The sequence below is a fragment of the Mucilaginibacter sp. SG564 genome (genome assembly GCF_013149275.1).
Classification (GTDB): domain Bacteria; phylum Bacteroidota; class Bacteroidia; order Sphingobacteriales; family Sphingobacteriaceae; genus Mucilaginibacter.
Genome location: NZ_JABGNA010000005.1, coordinates 116,000 through 138,723, shown reverse-complemented (window position 1 = coordinate 138,723; position 22,724 = coordinate 116,000). Strand labels below are relative to the sequence as shown.

28 protein-coding genes are annotated in these 22,724 nt (G+C 41.2%); 21 read left to right on the top strand and 7 right to left on the bottom strand.

Going from position 1 to position 22,724, the window contains the following annotated elements; all coding sequences use genetic code 11:
- The first annotated feature begins 150 nt into the window (after nucleotides 1-150).
- The 3 genes from FHW89_RS12965 to FHW89_RS12955 all read left to right on the top strand — a co-directional run bounded on the left by FHW89_RS12965 (nucleotide 151) and on the right by FHW89_RS12955 (nucleotide 2,224).
- Complete coding sequence (locus tag FHW89_RS12965) at nucleotides 151-516, top strand: hypothetical protein (protein WP_172335467.1); 366 nt, start codon at nucleotides 151-153, stop codon at nucleotides 514-516.
- Between the two features lie 122 nt (nucleotides 517-638).
- Nucleotides 639-1,427 carry an isocitrate lyase/phosphoenolpyruvate mutase family protein gene (locus FHW89_RS12960; RefSeq protein WP_172335466.1) on the top strand — a complete coding sequence of 263 codons (789 nt, stop codon included), beginning with the start codon at nucleotides 639-641 and terminating at the stop codon, nucleotides 1,425-1,427.
- Between the two features lie 182 nt (nucleotides 1,428-1,609).
- The gene (locus FHW89_RS12955) at nucleotides 1,610-2,224 is read left to right on the top strand and encodes a TetR/AcrR family transcriptional regulator (protein ID WP_172335465.1); all 615 of its coding nucleotides are present in this window, start codon (nucleotides 1,610-1,612) and stop codon (nucleotides 2,222-2,224) included.
- 239 nt (nucleotides 2,225-2,463) lie between these two features.
- Here the strand turns inward: FHW89_RS12955 and FHW89_RS12950 are convergent, their stop codons facing one another.
- The gene (locus tag FHW89_RS12950; RefSeq protein WP_172335464.1) at nucleotides 2,464-3,324 is read right to left on the bottom strand and encodes an RNA polymerase sigma factor RpoD/SigA; all 861 of its coding nucleotides are present in this window, start codon (nucleotides 3,322-3,324) and stop codon (nucleotides 2,464-2,466) included.
- 357 nt (nucleotides 3,325-3,681) lie between these two features.
- On the opposite strand from FHW89_RS12950, the gene FHW89_RS12945 reads away from it, so the two are divergent.
- The 12 genes from FHW89_RS12945 to FHW89_RS12890 all read left to right on the top strand — a co-directional run bounded on the left by FHW89_RS12945 (nucleotide 3,682) and on the right by FHW89_RS12890 (nucleotide 10,486).
- Entirely contained in the window at nucleotides 3,682-4,533 is an 852-nt protein-coding gene (locus tag FHW89_RS12945; protein ID WP_172335463.1) for an aldo/keto reductase, read from the top strand.
- Nucleotides 4,534-5,032: 499 nt separating this feature from the next.
- Nucleotides 5,033-5,419 (top strand): single-stranded DNA-binding protein, encoded by a 387-nt coding sequence (locus tag FHW89_RS12940; protein WP_172335462.1) that lies wholly within the window; start codon nucleotides 5,033-5,035, stop codon nucleotides 5,417-5,419.
- Nucleotides 5,420-5,502: 83 nt separating this feature from the next.
- Nucleotides 5,503-5,868: a hypothetical protein gene (locus FHW89_RS12935; RefSeq protein WP_172335461.1), complete on the top strand. Its 366-nt coding sequence runs from the start codon at nucleotides 5,503-5,505 to the stop codon at nucleotides 5,866-5,868.
- A 3-nt stretch (nucleotides 5,869-5,871) separates the two neighbouring features.
- Nucleotides 5,872-6,117, top strand: coding sequence for a hypothetical protein (locus FHW89_RS12930; RefSeq protein WP_172335460.1), 246 nt, complete (start codon nucleotides 5,872-5,874; stop codon nucleotides 6,115-6,117).
- Nucleotides 6,098-6,721: a PRTRC system protein E gene (locus tag FHW89_RS12925; RefSeq protein WP_172335459.1), complete on the top strand. Its 624-nt coding sequence runs from the start codon at nucleotides 6,098-6,100 to the stop codon at nucleotides 6,719-6,721. Before FHW89_RS12930 ends, FHW89_RS12925 begins: the two co-directional genes overlap by 20 nt.
- A 10-nt stretch (nucleotides 6,722-6,731) precedes the next feature.
- Nucleotides 6,732-6,947, top strand: coding sequence for a PRTRC system protein C (locus FHW89_RS12920; protein ID WP_216650562.1), 216 nt, complete (start codon nucleotides 6,732-6,734; stop codon nucleotides 6,945-6,947).
- 2 nt (nucleotides 6,948-6,949) lie between these two features.
- Complete coding sequence (locus tag FHW89_RS12915; protein ID WP_172335458.1) at nucleotides 6,950-7,123, top strand: hypothetical protein; 174 nt, start codon at nucleotides 6,950-6,952, stop codon at nucleotides 7,121-7,123.
- Between the two features lie 104 nt (nucleotides 7,124-7,227).
- Nucleotides 7,228-8,097 (top strand): hypothetical protein, encoded by an 870-nt coding sequence (locus FHW89_RS12910; RefSeq protein ID WP_172335457.1) that lies wholly within the window; start codon nucleotides 7,228-7,230, stop codon nucleotides 8,095-8,097.
- An 11-nt stretch (nucleotides 8,098-8,108) separates the two neighbouring features.
- Nucleotides 8,109-8,855 carry a PRTRC system protein B gene (locus FHW89_RS12905; RefSeq protein WP_172335456.1) on the top strand — a complete coding sequence of 249 codons (747 nt, stop codon included), beginning with the start codon at nucleotides 8,109-8,111 and terminating at the stop codon, nucleotides 8,853-8,855.
- On the top strand, nucleotides 8,852-9,676 hold the full coding sequence (locus tag FHW89_RS12900) for a PRTRC system ThiF family protein (protein WP_172335455.1): 825 nt from the start codon (nucleotides 8,852-8,854) through the stop codon (nucleotides 9,674-9,676). The genes FHW89_RS12905 and FHW89_RS12900 overlap by 4 nt, the downstream gene beginning before the upstream one ends.
- 7 nt (nucleotides 9,677-9,683) lie before the next feature.
- A complete protein-coding gene (locus FHW89_RS12895) occupies nucleotides 9,684-9,875 on the top strand; it encodes a hypothetical protein (protein WP_172335454.1) in 192 nt (63 codons plus the stop codon).
- 158 nt (nucleotides 9,876-10,033) lie between these two features.
- Entirely contained in the window at nucleotides 10,034-10,486 is a 453-nt protein-coding gene (locus FHW89_RS12890) for a macro domain-containing protein (RefSeq protein WP_172335453.1), read from the top strand.
- A gap of 549 nt (nucleotides 10,487-11,035) precedes the next feature.
- On the opposite strand, the gene FHW89_RS12885 is transcribed toward FHW89_RS12890, so the two are convergent.
- Together FHW89_RS12885 and FHW89_RS12880 are read right to left on the bottom strand one after the other, a co-directional pair.
- Complete coding sequence (locus FHW89_RS12885; protein WP_172335452.1) at nucleotides 11,036-11,230, bottom strand: hypothetical protein; 195 nt, start codon at nucleotides 11,228-11,230, stop codon at nucleotides 11,036-11,038.
- 99 nt (nucleotides 11,231-11,329) lie between these two features.
- Nucleotides 11,330-11,608 (bottom strand): helix-turn-helix domain-containing protein, encoded by a 279-nt coding sequence (locus FHW89_RS12880; RefSeq protein ID WP_172335451.1) that lies wholly within the window; start codon nucleotides 11,606-11,608, stop codon nucleotides 11,330-11,332.
- A gap of 376 nt (nucleotides 11,609-11,984) precedes the next feature.
- Here FHW89_RS12880 and FHW89_RS12875 point away from each other — a divergent pair, with 376 nt between their 5' ends.
- The 4 genes from FHW89_RS12875 (at nucleotide 11,985) to FHW89_RS12860 (ending at nucleotide 18,160) form a co-directional block, all read left to right on the top strand.
- Nucleotides 11,985-12,263 carry a hypothetical protein gene (locus tag FHW89_RS12875; protein ID WP_172335450.1) on the top strand — a complete coding sequence of 93 codons (279 nt, stop codon included), beginning with the start codon at nucleotides 11,985-11,987 and terminating at the stop codon, nucleotides 12,261-12,263.
- Nucleotides 12,264-12,405: 142 nt separating this feature from the next.
- On the top strand, nucleotides 12,406-13,683 hold the full coding sequence (locus FHW89_RS12870; RefSeq protein WP_172335449.1) for a TlpA disulfide reductase family protein: 1,278 nt from the start codon (nucleotides 12,406-12,408) through the stop codon (nucleotides 13,681-13,683).
- A 31-nt stretch (nucleotides 13,684-13,714) separates the two neighbouring features.
- The gene (locus tag FHW89_RS12865) at nucleotides 13,715-16,786 is read left to right on the top strand and encodes a SusC/RagA family TonB-linked outer membrane protein (protein WP_172335448.1); all 3,072 of its coding nucleotides are present in this window, start codon (nucleotides 13,715-13,717) and stop codon (nucleotides 16,784-16,786) included.
- 3 nt (nucleotides 16,787-16,789) lie between these two features.
- Nucleotides 16,790-18,160: a RagB/SusD family nutrient uptake outer membrane protein gene (locus tag FHW89_RS12860; RefSeq protein ID WP_172335447.1), complete on the top strand. Its 1,371-nt coding sequence runs from the start codon at nucleotides 16,790-16,792 to the stop codon at nucleotides 18,158-18,160.
- Between the two features lie 46 nt (nucleotides 18,161-18,206).
- On the opposite strand, the gene FHW89_RS12855 is transcribed toward FHW89_RS12860, so the two are convergent.
- The 3 genes from FHW89_RS12855 to FHW89_RS12845 form a co-directional block, all read right to left on the bottom strand.
- On the bottom strand, nucleotides 18,207-18,527 hold the full coding sequence (locus FHW89_RS12855) for a hypothetical protein (protein ID WP_172335446.1): 321 nt from the start codon (nucleotides 18,525-18,527) through the stop codon (nucleotides 18,207-18,209).
- Between the two features lie 133 nt (nucleotides 18,528-18,660).
- On the bottom strand, nucleotides 18,661-19,089 hold the full coding sequence (locus FHW89_RS12850) for a MauE/DoxX family redox-associated membrane protein (protein WP_172335445.1): 429 nt from the start codon (nucleotides 19,087-19,089) through the stop codon (nucleotides 18,661-18,663).
- Nucleotides 19,090-19,224: 135 nt separating this feature from the next.
- Nucleotides 19,225-19,791: a Crp/Fnr family transcriptional regulator gene (locus FHW89_RS12845; RefSeq protein WP_172335444.1), complete on the bottom strand. Its 567-nt coding sequence runs from the start codon at nucleotides 19,789-19,791 to the stop codon at nucleotides 19,225-19,227.
- A 181-nt stretch (nucleotides 19,792-19,972) separates the two neighbouring features.
- Here FHW89_RS12845 and FHW89_RS12840 point away from each other — a divergent pair, with 181 nt between their 5' ends.
- Nucleotides 19,973-21,238, top strand: coding sequence for an aminotransferase class I/II-fold pyridoxal phosphate-dependent enzyme (locus tag FHW89_RS12840; protein ID WP_172335443.1), 1,266 nt, complete (start codon nucleotides 19,973-19,975; stop codon nucleotides 21,236-21,238).
- A 75-nt stretch (nucleotides 21,239-21,313) separates the two neighbouring features.
- Entirely contained in the window at nucleotides 21,314-22,492 is a 1,179-nt protein-coding gene (locus FHW89_RS12835) for a hypothetical protein (RefSeq protein WP_172335442.1), read from the top strand.
- Here FHW89_RS12835 and FHW89_RS12830 read toward each other — a convergent pair.
- Complete coding sequence (locus FHW89_RS12830; RefSeq protein ID WP_172335441.1) at nucleotides 22,489-22,722, bottom strand: hypothetical protein; 234 nt, start codon at nucleotides 22,720-22,722, stop codon at nucleotides 22,489-22,491. The genes FHW89_RS12835 and FHW89_RS12830 overlap by 4 nt on opposite strands.
- Between the last annotated feature and the right edge of the window lie 2 nt (nucleotides 22,723-22,724).

Sequence of the window (22,724 nt, the reverse complement as noted above, 5' to 3'; positions counted from 1 at the left end):
TCTAAATGAACGTGAGAAATTCCGAATTAACGCAAGAAAATTCGGGTTGTCACACTTTTTAAAATCGTTGTCTAATTGACGTAAATGTAAGATCTAAAGGGGTTCGGGTTGGCCTCAATGAATCGTGGCATTATATAGAGCTCTAAAGAAGTGTTGGCAAGGCTTTTTGAGAACCCTGTGAATATTGTGGAAGCCGGTTTTGAGTCTGCACAACAAGATTTGGAGCAATTTAGAAAAGGTTATTGTTCGCTGTTCGGACATGAAAATCATCATAGGTGCGGTAAACGGGTGAATCATTTTTTCGAACAGGATAAAACGGTTAAATTTTTTAATGACAACAAGGAAAAAAAAATCAGCCAGTTGCTTTCGAGAAGGTCAAATAGCGAACTTCTGTCACAAGACGACATTATTGTCGCGAACCGAAATCAACCATTTTTAGAGACAAACAAGGCTTCAGGTAGCATAAACCTGTTGCGTAAAAGATCGGAAATCATAAAAGATCAATTGTTCAATTAAAATACAAACTTAAAGACCAAAGTATGTTAGCTATGCATCGCAACACTTCAACAGTAGTTGCCAGGGTGTTGCAGGGATGCTTTTAAGATCACTAACAATTTAACAAATTAATTATATAAATCATGAAAAGTTCAGCATCAATTTTTAGAGAATTACATAACAATGAAACCCCTTTAGTGCTGCCATTGGCCTGGGACGCCGCAAGCGCAAAAATTATTGAAACCGCAGGTGCAAAGGCTATCGCCACCTCCAGTGCGGCCGTATCCTGGGGATTAGGCTATGCGGATGGCAACAATGTGCCTTTCTTAAAATTCGTATGCCTGGCCGAGGACATCCTGCGCGTGATCAACCTTCCTCTGTCAGTCGACGTGGAAAGCGGATTTAGTGATGATCCAGCAATTGTTGCGCAAAATGTAAACCAACTAGTGGATCTCGGCGTAGCAGGGATCAACCTTGAAGACAATATCGGATCGTTTGAGGTTTTACTGGAAAAAATTCGTAAAATTCGTGAAGTGTTAGGGGACAAAGACCTGTATATCAACTTCCGCACGGACGTGTATCTTCAATCACTGGTTAGCCCGGACAAACAAGTAGAAGAAACTATCCGTCGTGGCAAAGCGGCAAAAGATGCTGGTGCCGACGGCCTTTTTATCCCGGGCCTAAACAATATTGAAGTAATTAAAACGATTGCCGACCAGGTTCAATTGCCCATTCATGTAATGGCTTGGGATGGTTTACCGGAAGCAGCCGGACTAGCAGATGCAGGTGTTAAACGCTTAAGCGATGGCTCCCGCCTGGCCGCATCGGTCTGGAAATTTACAGCTGATGCGGCTGCTGAATTCCTCAAAACTGCCGATTCAAAACCCTTACTTGGAGGTGACTGGAGCTTACAACAGGCATTCGCAAAATAATTCTGCTGGTGTCTCTCATCGGGCTGTAAGGCGAAAGGCCTTACAGCTTTGTTAAGCTACCTAACAATCGCATATCACTAGAATCCGGAAAGAATTCCCTAAAACTTCCGGTCGAGAAAAGGAGCTGTTTGTTCCCCGATCACAGCGACTACCGTAATTATATAATGTAACACCTTATCATCATGAAAGATAAAGAGCTAACCAAACGGAAACTCATTGAAGCTGTTGGAGTAATTATAAAAGACAAAGGGATGAAAGCGGTTCGTATTAGCAAAGTTGCACGCGAAGCCGAAGTAGATCGCAAACTTATCTATCGATATTTTGGTAACTTAAATAATCTTACCGAAGCCTATATTTCGGAAAATGATTATTGGATGTTGTTCGCAGATCAGCTTAAAAAGCTTTCCGAAAATCTCGAACAGGCAGATAATAGGATAATGATTACCAGAATTCTACAGGAAATGTTTAAGTTCTTTTTAGAGGAAGATGAGATGCAAAACCTGATTTTAATGGAGCTATCCGGATCGGTCCCAATGATGCGCAGTATCCACAATGTACGTGAGAACCTGGGTCAGAAAATTTTAGAAAGGACGGACGGTCATTTCGAAAATTCCAAAATAAACTTCAGAGCGGTGGCTGCACTTCTGGTAGGAGGGATTTATTATACTGTGTTGCATACGCGAAGCAACGGTTTCAATTTTGCTGGCATCGACCTTAAAACTAAAACAGGTGTAGGCGCAATCCTGGAGACAATTGCCAATATTGTTGACTGGGCCTTCCTGGCTGCGGCTCAATGAAGCATACCAAGGCATTCCCTGCGGGCCGGGCTTTTTACTATATCTTCTATCGAAGGACGTCGATGTCAATCCCTAATGTGATATTTTAAAAGTCGCGAGGAATGCTGTTCACCAAAGTAAATACGCTGGTTGTAATATAGGAGGGATCATGGTCGGTGATCACGAAATCGTTTACAACGGGTGGTAAATATTAATTCCGCTTAAATAAAAAGCTCCTTGCACTTACAAGGAGCTTTTTATTAGTCAAAATAGCCTTTTAATACCCAGGCACGAGAATTTTCACGAAGTCGTGCCAGAGCCTTGTCTTTTATCTGTCTGACACGTTCGCGCGTTAAATGATATTTATCACCTATCTCCTCCAGGCTGTAAGGTTGCTGATTTCCGAGTCCAAAGAATAACGTTAATATTTCCCTTTCCTTTTCAGCAAGGATACGCATGCTTTCCGCTACCTCAACCGATAGAGATTCGGCCATTAATCCGGTATCCGTTGCTGCTTCCCGGCTTGGCAATACGTCTAACAAGGTGTTTTCTTCTTCACTGGAAAATGGCGAATCATAGGAAATATGCCTGGCGGAATGCCCTAAAACATCACTTACCTTTTCAGCTGTAGTTTCCAGGCTTTCTGCCAGCTCTTCCGGCGTAGGCTGGCGTTCAAACTGCTGTTCCAACTGTGACGCTGCTTTGGCTATTTTGGCGATATCGCCAACCTTATTTAAAGGAAGCCTGACCATCCTTGATTGTTCATTTATAGCCGATAGGATGGATTGGCGAATCCACCAAACTGCATAGGATATAAATTTAAAGCCCTTAGTCTCATCAAAGCGTTTTGCCGCTTTAACCAGGCCCACATTACCCTCATTGATCAAATCACCAAGGGTTAGGCCTGAACTTTGATATTGTTTCGCTACGGAAACCACGAACCTTAAATTGGCCGTCGTCAGTCTTTCCAACGCGGCCTGGTCGCCTTCCCTGATTTTTTGTGTCAATGTCACTTCTTCCTGTGGAGAAACCATCGGAATCTTGGCAATATCTGATAAGTACTGATTCAACGATGCTGTCTCACGATTGGTGATCGACTCACTAATTTTAAGTTGCCTCATTTATAAAAATATTTTAAGTGAAATGCTAAAGATCTCGTCCCTTAGAATACGCTGAAAGCTTGAATGATTCTTAAAAGAATGTGCAGTGTTACTGATGCTCGCGGGAGAAAGGTAGTATTAGATCCTTGCAATACAAATATAAGCACAGAAGCAAAAAATAGTGTAGTCTGGATGTCAGGAATGCAACTTTGTTGTAATTAAAGAAGAGCGTTCATGTAGCTCTGCTTCGCACGTAAATAATGCTTGCAAACCGGAAGGGGTATCGTTAATATCAAAATCGGTAATAATGGTAATTTTTTCAGTAGTTAGGGTAGTTCTTACTCCGCACCCTTGTTTAAATTTGCATAAATCTTAAAAATGAAAACTGTCAAATTAAACAACGGCCTTGAGATGCCAATTTTAGGTTTAGGTGTTTATCAGATACCTGACCCACATGAATGTGAACGCGTAGTCGCTGACGCGCTAAGTATTGGCTACCGCCTTATTGATACCGCCTCCGCCTACCGGAATGAGGAAGCAGTCGGAAAGGCAATCGCTAAAAGCGGGATCGCGCGGGACGAACTTTTTATTACTACTAAGCTTTTCCTGAATAACGCCACCTATGAAAAAACTAAGCAATCATTTGCTGACTCGCTGAAAAAACTGCAACTGGAATATCTCGATCTATACTTGATTCATCAGCCTTATGGCGATGTTTACGGGGCATGGAGAGCGATGCAGGAATTGTATCGGGATGGAAAAATAAAGGCAATTGGGGTTAGCAATTTTGGCACAGACCGGGTAATGGATTTTATTGAATTTTTTGAAATTCCGCCCGCGGTAGATCAAGTGGAAACCCATCCGTTCCATCAGCAAATCGAAACACTCAAATTTTTAAAGGAAAACGGCGTTCAGTTGGAATCCTGGGGCCCATTAGCTGAAGGCAAACATGGCATTTTCACAAACGGTGTCCTAATGAAAATTGGCAACAAATATCAAAAAAGCGTCGCCCAGGTCATTCTTCGGTGGCTGATTCAGCGCGACATCGTGGTTATTCCAAAATCCACCCGCAAGGATAGGCTCGCAGAGAATTACGACGTATTTGATTTTGAATTAACTGAGGATGACCTGAACCTTATTGCGGAGCTTGATACTAAAACAAGCATTTGGGGGGATCACCGGGACCCTGAAAAGGTGAAAATGCTCTATGGCTACGCTAAAAAAATGTAGTTAGCACGCCAAATAGCAAATCGGTTAATTGTATCTGCTAAAATTACTTTCAAATAGGGCTGACAATCTCGTCAGCCTTTTTATTTTCCATTCCCTAACACTTACCTTTTCTGAAACTGATTCCCTTGATTTCACTTTTAAATTATTCCCCGTTCGATCTACCCCCCGGTAATCGGTAGCTATAATTTTAATTAACGCTAATGCCATCTTTGGACAGTATGGTTTTAAATACTTAAATTTTTTAGCCGAAACGGGTAAAAAGCGCAGCTAAGGTCTTGCCGTATTCCTTGTTTGGAGTACGCCAATAGACTACGGCATAATGGCTTGCTTCGTACCTCACCAACCCACCCTTCGGGACTTATTCCGTTTCCTTTTGGCTATGAGCCGGCACTTCCTATGGCTTTCTTTTTTCCCTTTTTCTTTTAAAAAATAATCAAGAAAAGCAAAGCGAGATAAGGAAAGCAAAACAGATTTATTCATTTAAAAAACTAAAAAAGTTATGTTATTCACAGGAAGAATTACCGCAAACGCTCAAACAAGGACAGTTTCAGGCGACAAACAAGTAACCAATTTTACCGTAGCCCTGAACCAACGCTACAAAACCAAAGCGGGTGAAAAAAAGGAAAAGACAGCATTCGTGAACTGCTCTTATTGGGTAAACCCAGGACTGGCCGTTTACCTGACCAAAGGCGCAATCGTCGAAATTTCAGGATGGGTGGAAGCGCAGACATGGGAAACCCGTGAGGGAAAAACACTGGCCGATTTGGTTTGCTCCGTCGATACCGTGAAGCTATTCGGCTCAAACGGCACAAAGCAGTCTGAAACCACTAAAGACAAAAAAGCCGTGGCAGCGGGTGGTGGCGATGATGATGATTTGCCATTCTAAAACTAACCAACCTACAGCGCCCCGTATGGGGGGCTGTTTAAAAAATTTCAAAAACCATTTAAGGAACAACAAATAAGCCCATCATGGAAAATGATTTTGATGCCAAAGATTTAATAGAAATATGGGAGGCCATCGGATTAGGTAACCCGTGGATGGCCGAAGCCAATGACCCGCCATTCAGTAAACATATGTTGGTCAGGGTAAACACATTACAGCAACTGGAACTGATTTTTCAATACGGGAACTGGTCTGTCGGGCAAGGCTATCATTTTAAAAACCTCTGTTTTGTCAATCAGATAGATGGCGGTGATGAATGGCTAACCATTAAGGATGATTATGCTTTTGAAAGCGTCACATTCGGCGGGATTATCAAACGAGGTGAGTTTACCGCCTATATCGAACGCCTCTTAGCTGCTACCAAAGAACAATGTATCCACTTAAACTACTAAGCCATGAGCCGTTTAACAAGTAAAACCGAACGGAAAGCTATCAAGGTGTTAGCCAATACCCTGCGCTTTTTCGATGATACGAACCTCTTGTTTGTGAGCGCAGAAGATGCGCAAAAGGCAAGAGAAGCCGAAAACATCCTGCGGTCTATCATTCAGAACAACGGGTACTCAGCCCGCTACCAAAAAGGAAAAGGAACGAAAATTTTAAAAGACAAGAAATCGAAATATTATGCAAACGAACTTTTTTGAACATATCAGCGCACTTGAATTTCAGGGCGCACTCAATCTTATCCTTATCAAAAATGCCGGGGGGGTATTAACCGTTTCCGTTTACCTGCCAAACGCTACGGCAGACACCGCGGGAAAAGTAATCCCCCCGATGATTTTAAAAGGCAAGGCCGTCGAACTGGACGAGGGTTTTTTCGGGGCAATAGCTGCGCCCGTAAAGCAGACCGCAAGTCTTTTTGCCAATATGGATGCTTATCAGCAAAGCCTGAAAAAGGCTGCTGATAATGCTAAAGCCGAACTGGACAAAAAGAACAAAGCGAATAAAGGCAAAACTTCCACCGCATCAGCAGCCGAGACTGACGATGATGATGAACAGAAGGAAACCGAAAACCTGTTCTCCGCACAGGAGAATGAGCAAAAGGCGCTGGCGGAAAAGAAAAAACGCTATGCTAGTGTATTGGAGCAGGTAGCCGAATTGAGCAAAGTATTCAAGTATGACGAGGCCATCAGTCTGCTGCAAACCTGTGCCGATTACTTGGAAAAAGCGGAGGAAATCAATGCAAAAGGTGCTGAACTCCAAAAACATAAAGCCAAATACGAAGCATTCATCAATGATTTAGCCTAAAACATTTATTATGGAAGTTACAGCAATCAGCAGGGTATTCCTGCATAAACAAAACGGTCAGGAAGTGCGCTTGACAGACCCCGGTGAACAACTCACTAAAGAAGATGTGCGGAATTTTTACGCCAACATTTACCCGATTCTGACTACCGCTAAAATACGTGGTCCCGAATTTAAAGACGACGAAATGCAGTACCATTTTGAAAGCACAATGGGGACGAAAGGCTAATCATGAAAAATAAAGTAATCACCAAAGTAAAAGTTGAAAAGGATAGTGACCTATGGAGAATATACGCACAATTCGGCCAGTACGCAACAAAATTAAACCGTCTGCCCGATGCGGGAGAAATACAGCGCAACCCTTTAAGAAGCGCACCACCCGCCATAGTGGAAATGGTTTTCTGAACCATACATTCAAACCTTTTTGGTTATTTGAGGGCAACATAACAAGAGCGGAAACGGAATATTTCCGCTCTTTAGAAAATATCTGCAAATTCTATGACCTGCGATTGCCCGATGTGAGCGGATTGGCTTTTCCGCAAAACATCTACCAGTCATGGCAGGTCACCAATGAGCGTATTCAGGCCATTAACAAGAAACTGGATTGCATCATCCTGAAAGATGAAAGCCATGAAGCCGTTTTAGCAACCATCAGCCAGTATGATACGAACAGGACTTTATATTATATCCCTGTCAAGCCCTTATGGAAATGGGTGACAAATGCGCAGCAGCAAGCCGTTGCAGAAGTGGTTACCGCCATTTTTGCCTACCTGTACCAGGTGGCAGAGCTGCCTATGTATTCCGATTATAATACTTTTTTAGCTGACCAGTACCGCTATGTGGAAGATATGATCAACGAGGAAATGTATGAAGATGATGCCGAAGAAAACGCCTACAGGGAAGAGCAGTTAGACGAATTGTCAACGCTCCAAAATTCGGGCATTAAGCTTTGCAGGTTGATGGCTGAAAAAAGCAGGGTAGAAAACATAGAGGATATTGTACTGAACTATGCAAATGCGGAAATCCGTGACAACGATCTGGCGATACTGGCCATCGAGTTTGTGCAATTATTTAAAGCCTATCCCAATCGCAGCATCTTTGATGATATTCGCCCTGACCTGTATTATCCCGAAGTGACCGAGCGCATCGGTGCCGACCAGTACATCAGCTTTTATTGGAGTGGCAATGATTCTGTTATCGAAACAGTCATGTCTATGATTGATTGCAGTTTTCAGGAAATGGGTATTACCGATGAACCCGTGGATGTAATCCTATTTGATAATCCCGTAACCGCTACGCAAGAAAGTTTTGGGTTCGAGAGCCGATTTTTTCCGCTCGTAGACAGGCTATGCACTTTCCTAAATGATTATGACCACTAATTAAACACGCCATGACCAACATAAGCGAACAATTTAACAACCAGTTTGCACCAGTAAAGGCATTACTGATATATCAAAACCAAGCTATTCAAAAAGAGAACTATCCAACGGATAGCAGCGCAGAGGTTTATGTCGAAAGCTATGACATTGGCAAGCGTGGGCAACCGGTAAATGCGCACCCCTTAAGCATTGCGGAAATGGTTTCCCTTAGTAAATTATTCCAAAGTACCGAGGAACTGAAAAGCAATTACCTGAAACCTAAAGGGCTCTTACCCGCAAACGTGTTATTCCTTGACCCCCAAGCAGAGGGTTATGTGATTTGGTTTACTCCTCCGATGGCCGTTGACCTGTTTTTCGTGGAAGGATTACAGATACCATCAGGCAAGGCGCATATCCCTGCAATGGTGTGGAAAGGCAGTAAAAACGCTTTGAATGTATATGCCCTTAAATCCAAATCCAAACCGAACGCCAACACGCCACTTTATCACGCACCATTTTTCAATATCTATGAAAATGGTAATGTGTGTATGGGAACGGTTCAGATAGCCATCGACCGCTTTACACGCTTGGAGGATTTTATCAGTAAGTGGGAAGCTTACTTTTTTAACAGTTATTTCAGCCATACCATTGGCAGCCATAACGGGGCGCAGATTGATTTGCTTTCGCTTTGGCAGCAGCAGGTCGTGACAGGAAAGCCGTTTCCAACCGAACTGCTCACTAAACACCGTAATCTACAACTCAAAAATCTAATCAAATGAAAAAGCAAATTTTAGTTAACACGACACTCCCCGCAGTACATATCGTTCAAAAAGAATTGCTCCAACCCTATAATCCTGTTTCCGTCAATTTGATTGGGGCAGGTGGAACTGGCAGCCAAATGTTAACCGCACTTGCCCGCATGAGCCAGGCACTAAACGGGTTGAACCATCCCGGCTTTATGGTAACCCTTTTTGACGATGATACCGTTCAAACGCCAAATTTGGCAAGGCAATTGTTTACCTCCGCAGAATTAGGACAATTCAAATCGGTAGCCCTGATTAACCGTATCAACCGTTTTTTCGGTTTGAACTGGAAAGCCGAAGCTGAACGGTATGATAAGCAGTATTGCTCTATCGCCAAAGGCATGGCAGCCATAACTGTATCCTGTGTCGATACTGTGAAAGCCCGCTTTGAAATTGCCGAAATCCTGAAAATCTACCATAAAAATTCAGGGGGTCACCGGGACAAACCACTTTACTGGATGGATTTTGGCAACAGCAAGGATACAGGCCAAGTTGTTTTATCAACTGTCGGAGAAATCAAACAACCCAAATCAAAGCAATTCGTTCCTTTAGGTAATCTGCCTTTTGTCACGGAAAAATTTAAAGACTTATTGTTGCAATCTGAACTAAACGATAATACGCCAAGCTGTTCGCTTGCCGAGGCATTGGCCAAACAAGACCTGTTCATTAATTCTACTTTGGTGAATTTCGGGTCGTCGCTTATTTGGCAAATGTTCCGTGAGGGGATTATTTATCATAATGCATTGTTTCTCAACCTGAAAGAATACAGGGCGCAACCGCTCAAAATAGCAGCGTAACTTTATCATGAAATTCAAAGACATTGACGGCAAAATCATTACTATAGAAAATCTGCAATTAGCATTGTTGCAGGCTGATGATTTTCGCCATTACCGCCACACCGATCCCGGCTTTGCTGAATTTGATGCCAGGCAGCAAGCCTACTGGGAAGACGTGTACCAAAAGTTATTGGCCTTAAGCCAACAATCGAACGTGTAGCAGCTATGGTAAAGATTAAATACGACTATGTGATGAGTGTCAAAAAAGTCGAAATGAGCCATAACAATTGGTAAAAATTCACGAGCGGATAAAAATTTCCGTTCAATTCCTTTGACAGCTGTATTTTAAAATTATATTCACCCGTAGAAATAGAACCGATGATCATTTATCACAGAGGAGATTTATTAAAAGATGATGCCGATTGTTTGGTAAACACCGTTAATACGGTCGGTATCATGGGTAAGGGCGTTGCCCTTGCATTTAAAAATGCATTCCCGCATAATTATTTAGCTTACCGAAATGCGTTTGCTGCCAAGCAACTCGCTATTGGAAGATTATTGATTGTTCAGGATACCAGTTTGTTATTGGGGCAAAAGACCATCATTAATTTTCCGACAAAGACCCATTGGCGATTACCTTCGGAGTATAGCTATATCGTTCAGGGTTTGGAGGCATTGAAATCGTATTTATCAGAAAATGATGTCCGCTCGGTCGCCATGCCTGCGCTTGGCTGCGGTAATGGCGAGTTGAGTTGGCGTAAAGTAAAACCGCTCATTGAGGATAAATTGGCCGACCTGCCCCTTGATATTAAGGTATACGAGCCTTTGTAGCAGCCTTTTGGGGTCCATCGAGCGCGCGCCGGTCCGCCACTTTCTCATTTCAATCGAAAAAGACGACCCGGCTAAAGCGGTTGCTTGACTTTACCATGAAACCAATCCGCTGTCGCTACGTTGCTTTCCCGCCAAACACAAGCGGTTTTACTATAACTGCGTTGATTTTATATTAGGAGGAAAAGGGGATAATTTGGATATGAGATTTTAAAGTAATCCCTTAAAAAAGATATTGAAACCTTTATAATAGGCTGTCTTCCAGTTATCTACCTCATCATCAAAAACTAGCCTGACAACCGGGAGCTTTGCCCACGTACGCATTCCTGACTTCCAACTTTCCCAGGCACCGATGTCTAATCTACCTTTTCTAAACCAAAAATATTCCTCGGCACAAAGGTTGAGGTAACTGATTATTAGTTTTGAATCATCGGTATCAACTTTAGATAGTTTTACTTCAAGTGAATATTTCTTTTCCAGGTGTTCAAACTGATCACTTAAAGCGTTATAGCGCTCGTTAAATTCTTTAAAGAGGTCTTTGAAGAGCCGATCCTATGCATGCTGATAATTCAAATATCCCAAAAACAATGATGTACACAGAGCCATAAGCGCTATCTGTGGAGCAATAAAATTTTCCGTAATGAAGACTGGCAGGAGTAATAGTGCAACAAAAATTCCCATAGCATACAATGATATCGGAAGTAAGTTGCGTGATAAAAAATTCGCGCTGGTTTCGTTGGTTTTCATATTGATAAGGTAGAAGGTAGGTTCACTAGTTTAATCAACAGTGATTTATTCATGACGGAAATTAGGGTTTTTCGTATGCTTCAACGACCCTATGAAGGATTATTTTCGTTTTCTTTCTTTTCTGGTAGGTGGGTATTTCGGCAATTCAAAATCAAAATCTAATAATTCTTTCGGGTGGACTTGTAATGCCCGAGCTATCTGAGCTAAATTACTTATTGAAGTGTTACTTATGCCTTTTTCGATGTTGCCAATTTGTTTTAAGTGGAAGCCGGTACGATCCACTAAATCTTCTTGAACAATACCCTTTTTCTTCCTGATCTCCAAAATCTTTGCACAAACCTGTTCAATAAATGCTTGATCTCGATATTGACTCCCCATTCATCAAAAAGAAGCCAAATTATGTTTAAAAATTACGGCAAATTTTTCGTATTTTTTGTATTTATCATTATATTTGATAATAGAAAAAAAAAGCTAAATAAATCCATAGGTGATATAGTCACTTATATTATTTTTGCGAATACTTCGAAAATATTGAAGCATTCGCTTTGAGTCTTGCTCACGGAAACTACTACTTTCAAAATGAGCGCAAGAGGAGAAGCCGGAATGCCCATGCTATAGGTGTGGGCTCCCTTCTTATTTGTGCTCTGGCTGTAGTAGGCCTCCGTGAACGATAAGTTGGGAACCACGCCTGTAGTATTTTACAGAAATCAATCTCTCTTGCAGACTCCTGATAATGAACAATTAATCATTAAATATGGACGAGAAAAACGCACTTCCTGAAATGCCTGAATTTAGTTCCTTAGCTGAGATTATGGAGCGGTTCCGTACCGTGCCTTACGATCAGTTTCAGCAGGAATTGAATGATTGGTTTACGAGGGGCCTGAACAAAACCCAGGATGCGAATTCACTGCAAAACCTTGAAAACTCCGGCCTCGGAAAACTCCCAGCTTTAGTATCTGAAATTTACTATCGCGCTGAACTTCAGCACGCATTGTCAGAAGCTAAAATCACTACTGGGAATGAAGAAAAGTAAGTTCATCGTATGGCAACTGGTCATCTGTCCCCCAGAATGACCTTAGGATAATGGCAACCCGGTCAGTTAATAGTTAAACACGGGTTGCCATTATCGATCTGTTTATTACCCCCATTTCCCAAGACCTCTAACTGATTTTTTCATGAAAAAAATAACGATTTTAATCGTAATGGCTGTGCTATGCCTTTTTTTTAAGTCAAATGCACAACCCCTCTCCATAAATAAAACATACAAAGTCGGAGACACTCTCCCTGATCTGACCATAAATAACGTGGTTAACTTCAAATCTAAAACCATTCGGTCGGCAGACTTGAAAGATAGGCTACTGATTCTTGATTTTTGGGATTCTTATTGCGGACCTTGCATTGAACATATGCCCAAGATCTATGCGCTACAGCGTCATTTTGGAACTAAAGTTTTTATGCTGCCAGTAGACACCTACAAAGGAGATACTCCCGAACGTATCCAGGCTTTTTTTGATAAAAGAAAAAAATCTTTCGATTTACCATCTGTTACAGTCGATACCATACTTAACAAAATGTTCCGGCCTAAATCCTTGGGCGTTTATATCTGGATTCAAAATGGGATAGTCAAAGCTATTACCGAAGCAGAAGATGTTAACGAAAAAAATATTTCGTTGATGTTAAGTGGTGGTTCAACGGATGTTGCCCACATCGATACCACCAGGTTTCATGCGGAAAGGCCATTTCCAATTAACGGTTTTAATGGCAGTAAACCTCCTCTTTACATTTACCGAAGCATATTTACACCTTATATAAAAGGGGTGCATGGATCAGGAATGATGCTTGATTCATCAGATAAAGTATACCGGATTTATCACTATGCCGAAACTCCACAAAATTTATTGTTAAGCGCATATCCCCAGTTTAGTCGCTTTATAAGCGGATTTTTAAAAATCCGGGTTGTGAATTTAAACGAGTTCAGAAGTTCGAGGAAACCGGCTGCTGATAGTAATTGGTATAATTATGAAGCTATTTTCCCACCCACCACAAAGGAGAGAGCCTATAAATATTTCCAGCAAGATCTAGCCAAGTATCTTCCTTTCAAAATTGATAGTGTCCGCTTGAATGACAGCGTATGGGTATTGAGACGTTCACCAAAACACAGGCCCATAACCAGTGGCTCGAAAGAAAAGGACACCAATTTATTTGACGTTTCGAACAGCTCGTTATTTTTTTCAAATATGCCGGTCAAACAGATTCTCTACAATTTTCAGAACTATTATAAACAACCATTTATTGACGAAACTGACTTTAAGCAAAATGTGTGGTTGAATCTACCTGCGGATCGGCAAAACTTTATTGAGATAGCTAAAAGTTTGGAAGACCAGGGCTTCACCTTAATTAAAGAGCCCCGAGAATTGGAGTATGCAGTCATCAGCGATAAAGCGCTCCAATAATTAACTATTTACATATCACAATTCAGAAATCATGACCAAATTTTACATATTGCTTTTTCTGTTATTGCCTGCCTTTACATTTGGCCAGGTAATTTCGGGAACAGTGAGCGACACACATGACAAGTTGCTCAGCGGCGTTACGGTGACACTTAAAGGAACCCCAAAAGTCACTTTTACCAATGACAACGGTCAATTTAAAATTAAGATATTCGGAAGCAATCCGATGCTAGTGTTTACTGCCACTAATGCCGATACACTTGAATTAAAAGTAGGTACAGAGAAAAAGGAATTAAAAATTATCCTAAATCCACGTTTGACTTCACTGGATGAGGTACACGTGATCGCCTATGGTACAAATACCCAACGTAATAGCGTTGGATCAACTTCTAAAATTTCATCATCGGATATTCAACAGCAACCGGTAACCAATCCCTTAGCCGCCTTAGAAGGTCGGGTGCCAGGCCTGGTGGTTACCTCTACAAGTGGAATGCCTGGTGCATCATTCACAGTTCAGGTGCGTGGTCAAAACACGTTGTCTACTGTTGCTGGTCAATTGTCTCCGAAAGACCAGCCATTATTCATCGTTGACGGTGTTCCATTTGCAGCTCAAAACGGAAATGTCAATCAATTTCAATCAATCGCGTCACCGGGGACAGGGAGTGTTTATAGCAACCCTTACGGCGGAATAAGTCCATTCAATGGCTTAAATCCCAGTGATATAGAAAGTATTGAGGTGCTTAAAGATGCAGACGCTACCGCTATTTATGGTTCTAGAGGCGGAAACGGTGTCATTCTAATCACTACTAAAAAAGGCAAAATAGGGCGAACTGCACTTGATCTCACTTTTGACGATGGCATAAGCGTGCTGGGCCGCAGCATGTCGATGATGAACACGCAACAATACTTGCAGATGCGGAAAGACGCTTACGCAATTGACGGGGGAACCCCCAATAATACATTGTACGACCCAAACTATGCCCCTGATTTAACAGTTTTCGATCAGAACCGCTACACGGATTGGAAGAATTACTTTATTGGCAACACTGCACATCATCTTAATACAAGCGCTGCAATTTCCGGCGGGAACGCAAACACCCAATTCCGCATTGCAGGTGGATTTAACAGGGACACCTATATCTATCCGGGTGATTATGGCGATAATCGGTTTAGCTTTTCTACAAATCTCCATCATCTATCGGATAACAAAAAGTTAACATTGGATTTTACGAGCAGTTATTCTTACGACAAAAATAAGAGCTCAGGAAATCCCAGTTTGTTAACTGCGTTTACTTTAGAACCCAATTATCCAAGCCCGGTGGATGGCTTCGGTAAATTGATCTGGACCTATAAAGATGTTCCACTTGATGGATCATATGCGGCAGATAGCCCTTACGCTCCATTTAGACAGATATACCAAATAAATAACAACACGTTAAACAGTAATTTACTTATCGGTTATGAGATCGTTCGCGGACTTACCATCAGAAGTAGCTTTGGTTACAGTAACGCTCGCAACAATGAATTTTCAGGTTTACCTTTATCGGCACAAAACCCTGGATTTAATCCTCAAGCCGCTGCCAGCTTTGGAACTAATGATTATACCACATGGATCATTGAGCCACAATTAGAATACAAAAACAATTTTAAAAAAGCCATCTACTCATTTTTGTTAGGTAGCACATTCCAGGAAAATCAGAATAAGTCCACCGACATAGAGGCTTCAGGGTATATAAATGATGATTTGATCGAATCCGTTTCTGGTTCGCCAGTCCAAACAGCTTCTGATAATACTCTTCAATATAAATACACCGCGGTGTTTGCAAGATTTAATGTTCGCTGGGATAACAAATATCTACTTGATATAAATGGGCGGAGAGACGGTTCAAGTCGCTTTGGACCGGGAAAACAATTTGGCAATTTCGGTTCAGCGGGTGCTGGCTGGGTTTTTAGCGAAGAAAACTTTCTTCGTAACAAATTTCCGGTGCTTAGTTTCGGAAAATTAAGGGCGAGCTATGGAATTGCCGGAAGCGATGCTATCGGAGATTACAATTTTATTTCACGATTTGCACCATCCTTGTATAATTACGCAGGTACGTTAGGGTATTTACCCCAAAATTTGGCAAATAGTCAATTTGGGTGGGCAACCACCAAAAAACTTGAATTTGCCTTAGAACTTGGTTTTTTACAAGATAGATTTCTAATAACGACTGCCTGGTACCGCAACAGGACCGGTAATCAACTGATCTCCTTTACTTTACCATCACAAACAGGATTCTCGTCCGTAGTAGAAAATTCGCCTGCTCAAGTCCAAAATACTGGATGGGAATTTTCCTTACAGGCAAAAGTGCTCAATAGTAAAAACTTTAAGTGGAATACCACATTCAACGGAACTATCCCATCTAACAAACTATTAGCATTCCCAGGTCTTTCAAATTCTAGTTTTGCTACAATTTACATAATCGGCAAATCGGTGAATGAATTAACCGGTTTTAAAACAGCAGGCGTGGATTCCCAAACAGGATTGTTTCAGTTTTACGATGCCGCTGGAAAAATCACACAAAATCCAGTACCGCGGAATGGCAGTGGCTTTAATGACTACTATAACCTGGGCAATTTAGATCCTAAATTTTATGGAGGAATGCAGAACAATTTTACCTACAAGAATTTCCAATTGTCTGTGTTTTTGGCGTTCACCAAACAGATGGGGTATAATTATCTGAAATCGCTTTACGCTTCACCCGGGGAAGAGTATAACCAGCCTGCTGCCTTATTAGGCAAATATTGGAAGGCACCAGGAGATAATGTAACCTTTCAGCGATTATCTTCACAATATGGTGCTGCTGATGTTGCCCTGGCTAATTATCAAAAATCTAACGGTGTGATTAGTGATGCTTCCTACATCAGGGTGAAAACGGTTTCATTTTCATACTCCTTGCCCTCGGCACTTATTAAAAAGATTGGAGTAAAGGCACTTCGAGTATATGTTAACGCGCAAAATCTTTTTACCATAACTGGCTATAAGGGTGGTGACCCGGAAACGCAAAATCTTTATGGAGTTTCACCGCTAAAGACAATAACTGGCGGATTACAATTAAATCTTTAAATTATGAAAACCAACACTATTATCATATCCGTGGCATTTCTCGGATTTGCCATATACCTATCTTCATGCAAAAAATTTGTAGAGATAAGTCCTCCTAAAAATCAATTAACTTCCGATAAAGTATTTGCTGACAGCACTGATGCGAATAGCGCGATATCAGGAATTTATATCGATATGATCCAGAGTACAAGCTTTTCCATTTCTTCCGGCGGCTTAACGTTATACCCGGGATTATCTGCGGACGAACTTTCCCAGTCAGCGAAGGATGCTGATATTAATGCATTATATATTAATCACATTAACATTGAGAATAGATACAATGCTGTTTTATGGGCGACTGCATATAAATACATTTATGATGCAAATACATGTATTGAGGGAATTTATAAAAGTACAGGTATAAGCCAAAGTGCAAAGAACCTATTGACTGCTGAGGCCAGACAAATTCGTGCCTTTATGTATTTCAATTTAGTGAATCTGTATGGGCCAGTACCTTTAGTAAAAACGACTGACTATCACGTTAACGACTTGTTACCACGATCTCAGACAGACAGCATTTATGCCCAAATACTGGCTGACGCCACTTTTGCACAAAGTTTTTTGCCTAAAAACAATAAAAGTGAAAGGGCAAATTATTACGCTGCAACGGCCTTACTCGCTAAGGTGCAGTTATACCGAAAAAACTATAATGCAGCCGAAACGGAAGCAAGTAAGGTGATAAACTCAGGAGTTTTCAAACTGGAAAACGATTTAAATAATGTCTTTCTAGCTGGTAGTTCAGAAGCCATATGGAAAATCATACCCGTATATCCCAATGTAGAAACACCTGAAGGGTTCAACTTTGTGCCCTCAAGTAAAACTGTTTCACCCAAATATATTCTTAGCAATGACCTGATCAATTCGTTTGAAACGGGTGACACTAGAAAATCAAAATGGACAGCCATCAACGTTGTTGCCGGGATTTCATACCCATATCCCTTTAAGTATAAAGAAGCCAGGACAACTGGTGACCCTTCAGAGACCTATATAATTTTCAGGCTTGCTGATCAGTATCTCATTCGTGCAGAAGCGAGAGCAGCACAAAACAATATGACTGGCGCTCAAGCGGATTTAAACGTCATACGTAACCGCGCGGGATTACCAAATACCGCTGCAAGCGACTTGGCTACATTGCTTACAGCAATTGAAAGAGAGCGCCGTTCGGAGTTCTTCTGCGAATGGGGCAACCGATGGTTTGACTTGAATAGGTGGCATCTTTCGGATGTTATACTACCTTCGACAAAACCTAACTGGTTGCCTTCATCGGCTTTATACCCGATTCCACAAAAAGAAATTTTACGAAATCCGGCATTGATTCAAAATCCTGGATATTAAAAAAGAGCCGCATTTTGCGGCTCTTTTATTTTGATTGATATGGGTTTCAATTTTGCAACTCTGGCTGTTGAGCGGGGACCTGATGATCATCTTTCAATTGGTTGGAACTGTTTACCTGGGTTGTGGTAAAGCCAGAAACACATTGGTTTGTTGACCCGTCACAATCGGGGTCGGATGGCGCTGTAGTCCCGGTTCCCAAATACATGGCATCAGATGCAGGGACTTGTGCGTTTTGAGCAATTCCGGGTGCAATCTTAAACCACTTGTAAGTGGTAAATTTGTTTGATGCTTTAGACGTAGGAACATTGAAGGCACTCATGCCTAATGCGATTGCAATTGCTGCAAATCCAAAAAATTTATTTTTCATGATATAAGATGCTTTTATTTACTAAAAAACAACAAAAACTTTAATTAGAAAATTATTGCTTGAGACGAATATTTCGGCAACGTGTCCGTGAATAATTACTCGATTGGTGACTATTCAATTTGTGAATGAAGATTTATCTGCCAATGAACCTCCTTTCTTTACGTTCTAAATACAGACCATAGGCACTAATGGTTAGGAAAAATACATTAAATACAAAATGCTGAGGCCATTTCAGATGCCGGATCACTCCGCCACATGAACACGGAACTTTGCCAAAAACGCCAACCATTGCTAAACCAACGTAAATCGTGAAAATCAGCATGAGCATAAATGATGCATTAAATCCTAATAACCTTGTTTTTCTAAATAATAATGAGCCAACTACAATCAATTCGGTAGCTGGCAAGAGTAACATTATAAACGAAGTAGACCATTTTGGCAGCGGCTGTAAACTCATTTGAAGTTTGTATGAACCGAAATCAAAAAGCTTACTAAAAGCCGCATAAGCAAACATGAGTATTAGGATTACGGCAAGAAGGTCAGGTAGATCAGAGCGTTTCATCGTTGGTAAATTGTACGATAAAGCTCGGTACTCCTAAAAATATTGGCGATGATATTGATTACAATTTATCAGTACCATTGCTACAAATTTTTTGGAAGTTTAGATTTTTTTTAGTGATAATTGTCACATGCAGGATTACTGTTTGCCCATGAGCCGAGCGAGAGTTTCCCTTGACATATTAAGGTATGACGCAATAAATTTTGCGGGGCTTTTTTGAAAGATAGCGTGATTGTGTTCCATTAACCGATCGTAGCGTTCATTGGCAGGAAGCGCCAAAATATTTTGCCTCTCGTATTCTTCCTTACGGTTTTTTAAAAGCGCGAATCTAATAAGGGCGGATGTTTCAGGGAATTTCTTTTGCAGATCGTTCAAGTCATTATAACTAAGGGCAATTGCGTCGGACGTTTCCATAAATTCGGTGTAATAAAAGGACGGTACTCTGTAATATCCTTCATGAGAGAATATCAGTTCTCCGGTTGAATAAAATCTGACAGTGTGCTCATTTCCTTTACGATCATAATAATAGCTACGTGCAAAACCCTTGTCGACCAAATAAAGACTTGCTTCTACTTGACCTGGCGCGTGGATAATTTGCTTGCTCTTATAGGTTTCTATATGCAACTGTTTTTCTAATGCTCCTTGAAATTCTTCGGAAAAATGGCCTGCACTACCGAGAACCTGTGTTACGGTGTAATTTAACATGGTATACTAATTTACCTTTCAAACAATCTCGTCCGAAAGCCTCCCGATAGCCAAAATTAAAGGGCAAAATCTCTAAAGTTGAGACATGCTCGGGAAATGTTAATTGATTATTAAGGAATTGGTTTCATGTCCCATTTTTTGAGAAATCCGAGACCTATTTTTATTGCCTAACCTCGTGACTATGAAAATTAACTTCCAAAATGCTAGCTTCAAGGACTTTGAAAATGTCCCTGGCCAAGACCTTTACTCCACTGTAAATGAGTTTCATGAATATCTGGACTTCCTAAGAAACAATGGACATCTCAATTACCGAATTGAATCTACATCACCTGTTGGTCCCGAAATGGACTTATTGCTCCCTGGCGATACGGAGATTACCAGGTCCGTCTGTCTGGTTTCCAATGATTATCTTGGTTTCAGTCAGCATCCAAAAATCAAAGCGGCCGTGATTGATGGGATCAGTAGATTCGGCACCGGCTCCGGTGCTTCACCAGCTATTGGGGGTCACTTCATATACCACAAAATGCTGGAAGAAAAAATTGCGGCATTTTACCAAAAAAAAGAAGCCATCTTATATACGACTGGTTACACGGCAAACAGCGCAACCCTACAATGCCTCCTACATAAGGAAGACCTGATCATTTTAGATATGGCGGTACACGCCAGTGTTTACGAAGGCGCGCTCAATACCAATGTCAAAACATTCCTGCATAACAACCTCGAAATGTTGGAACTAGTATTGAAAAACGCCCAGGACAAGTATCGTACAAAAATGGTTGTTATTGATGGCGTTTACAGCCAGGACGGTGATCTTGCGCCGATTAACGAGATTGCAGATCTTACTCATAAGTATGGGGCCATACTGGTCGTCGATGATGCACATGGGATTGGTGTGATCGGAAAAACGGGCCGAGGTGTAATCGAGCTGGATAATGCTTTCAGTAAGGTTGATATCATCACCGGTACATTTAGCAAAGCGCTGGGCAATATCGGCGGCTATGTACTCGGTGAGCCAAACCTGATCGAATACCTTAAATATCAATCTAAACAACATTTGTTTTCAACAACTGCTACCCCAGCCATTTTTGGCATATTACGGGCCATTGAATTGGTGGATGAAGAACCTGAATGGCGCTCAAAACTTTGGGCGAACATCAACTATTTAAAGAATGGTTTGATCTCAGCTGGTTTTGACCTTGGTACCACCGCATCTGCGGTTATTCCTGTCAAAATTGGCGATATTCCTAAAACACTCGAGGCCGGCCGTCTCTTACTCAAGGCCGGAATTTATACGAATCCCATCATGTATCCTGCGGTATCGAAAAAGAATGCAAGAATAAGAATGAATGTGATGGCCACGCATACTTTTGAACAGCTTGGCAAAGTACTCGAAGCCTTTAAACTAATAGATCAAAAATTAAAAATATCAAATAACCATAACTCGTGATCATCAACATCTGTAAACACAACCCAATCATCATTAATCTTTTTATGTACCACATGGAACTACGATATATCCTATATGAAAAACGTCTCCGTTCAACTGCAACAATTCGTGAAAGAGTCGCTACATCCGAACTCTATTGCCGGACAGCCCTTGACTGACGGCGAGTTCGAGAAATGGCAAGCATTTCTTGTCTCTGCTATTAAAACACTTTCTGATAATCATTTACAAACTGTTTTTGTATTAGACGATAAAAAAACAAATACTGCCGAGCTAATCAATTTCGTCACTGATCTAAGCAATACGATTAGTGAGTACCTGACACGGTATTCAAAAGTATGGCAGAGGAATCCGAGAGCAACCCGCATAAGACAAAGTTATTTGTCAACCTGCGGGTTATTCGAAGATTTCCTTGATGTATTGTCGAAACGGTTCCCGAAGATTGCCGCCCAAATCGCATTTAGCCATTATTCAATTTTTCAGGTCAAACAAGAATTAAGATTGCTGGCCGCGTCCGCTACGCTTCATCTGCAAAGTCAGCAAATAAAATCTGATATTGTTGCCATTTTCGCAAAAGGTCTTAATCATATCATAAATCAAAGAACTTTAAAGAGAGCAGACAACAATTACGTTCGTAAACTTGTTGCGGCATTAATTAAAAAGAACTTTACCGATTCCGCGCAGGTCATCGATTTCCTCATCATTAATGATTTTAATCTTCCCGATTTTTTTATTTTTTGCCTTGAACAGTGGAATGATCGGATTTCCGATCAGGATGGGCTTATCGAGCAAAAGGAAGAATTATTGGACTTAAAAAGTCACTTATACGAATTGTCTGTGAATTCCGGGCTAAAAAGCCCGTGGGAGAAACACAGACTTTATGATGAACTCAATAAATTTCTCTCGGAAAAGTATTTTCTGGTTAAGGAAAGATTAAAAATTAATCTTCATCTAGCGAATGATGACCGTTACCATACTCATCGAAAACGGATGCTGGTCAATCTCTCTGTTGCACAATTCGGGTTATTTCTTCGTCTGTTGATCGAAAAGGGTATATTGGCGAAGGAGCATATCGGGGAGCTTTTTTCTTTTTTTGCCGGGCATTTTTACACCCCAAATACAGAGTTTATTTCGCCTGAAAGCCTTCAGAAGAAATCAAGCGTCGTAGAGCATGCAACTGCCCGAAAATTAAAGGCAATACTAATCAGTATGCTAAACTGGCTAAATACAAATTATAATCTATCCAATTATAATTAGGTCTCTAACGTGCGTTTTTGAAATTCGTGCAGAAGTCCCTGGTTCTTTAGCATAGTCAACATTTCCGCATACCACATGTAATTAAAGTCTCTGTGGGCCTTTAACTTCGCTAAGTTAACAGACATCAGATCGCCAAGATTAAACAAACCCAGTTTCTCGGCACGCTCAGTAAACTCACCAGCCATACCCAATTTCAGGAATGTAAATTTAAGCTTCGCGTTTTCTAACATGT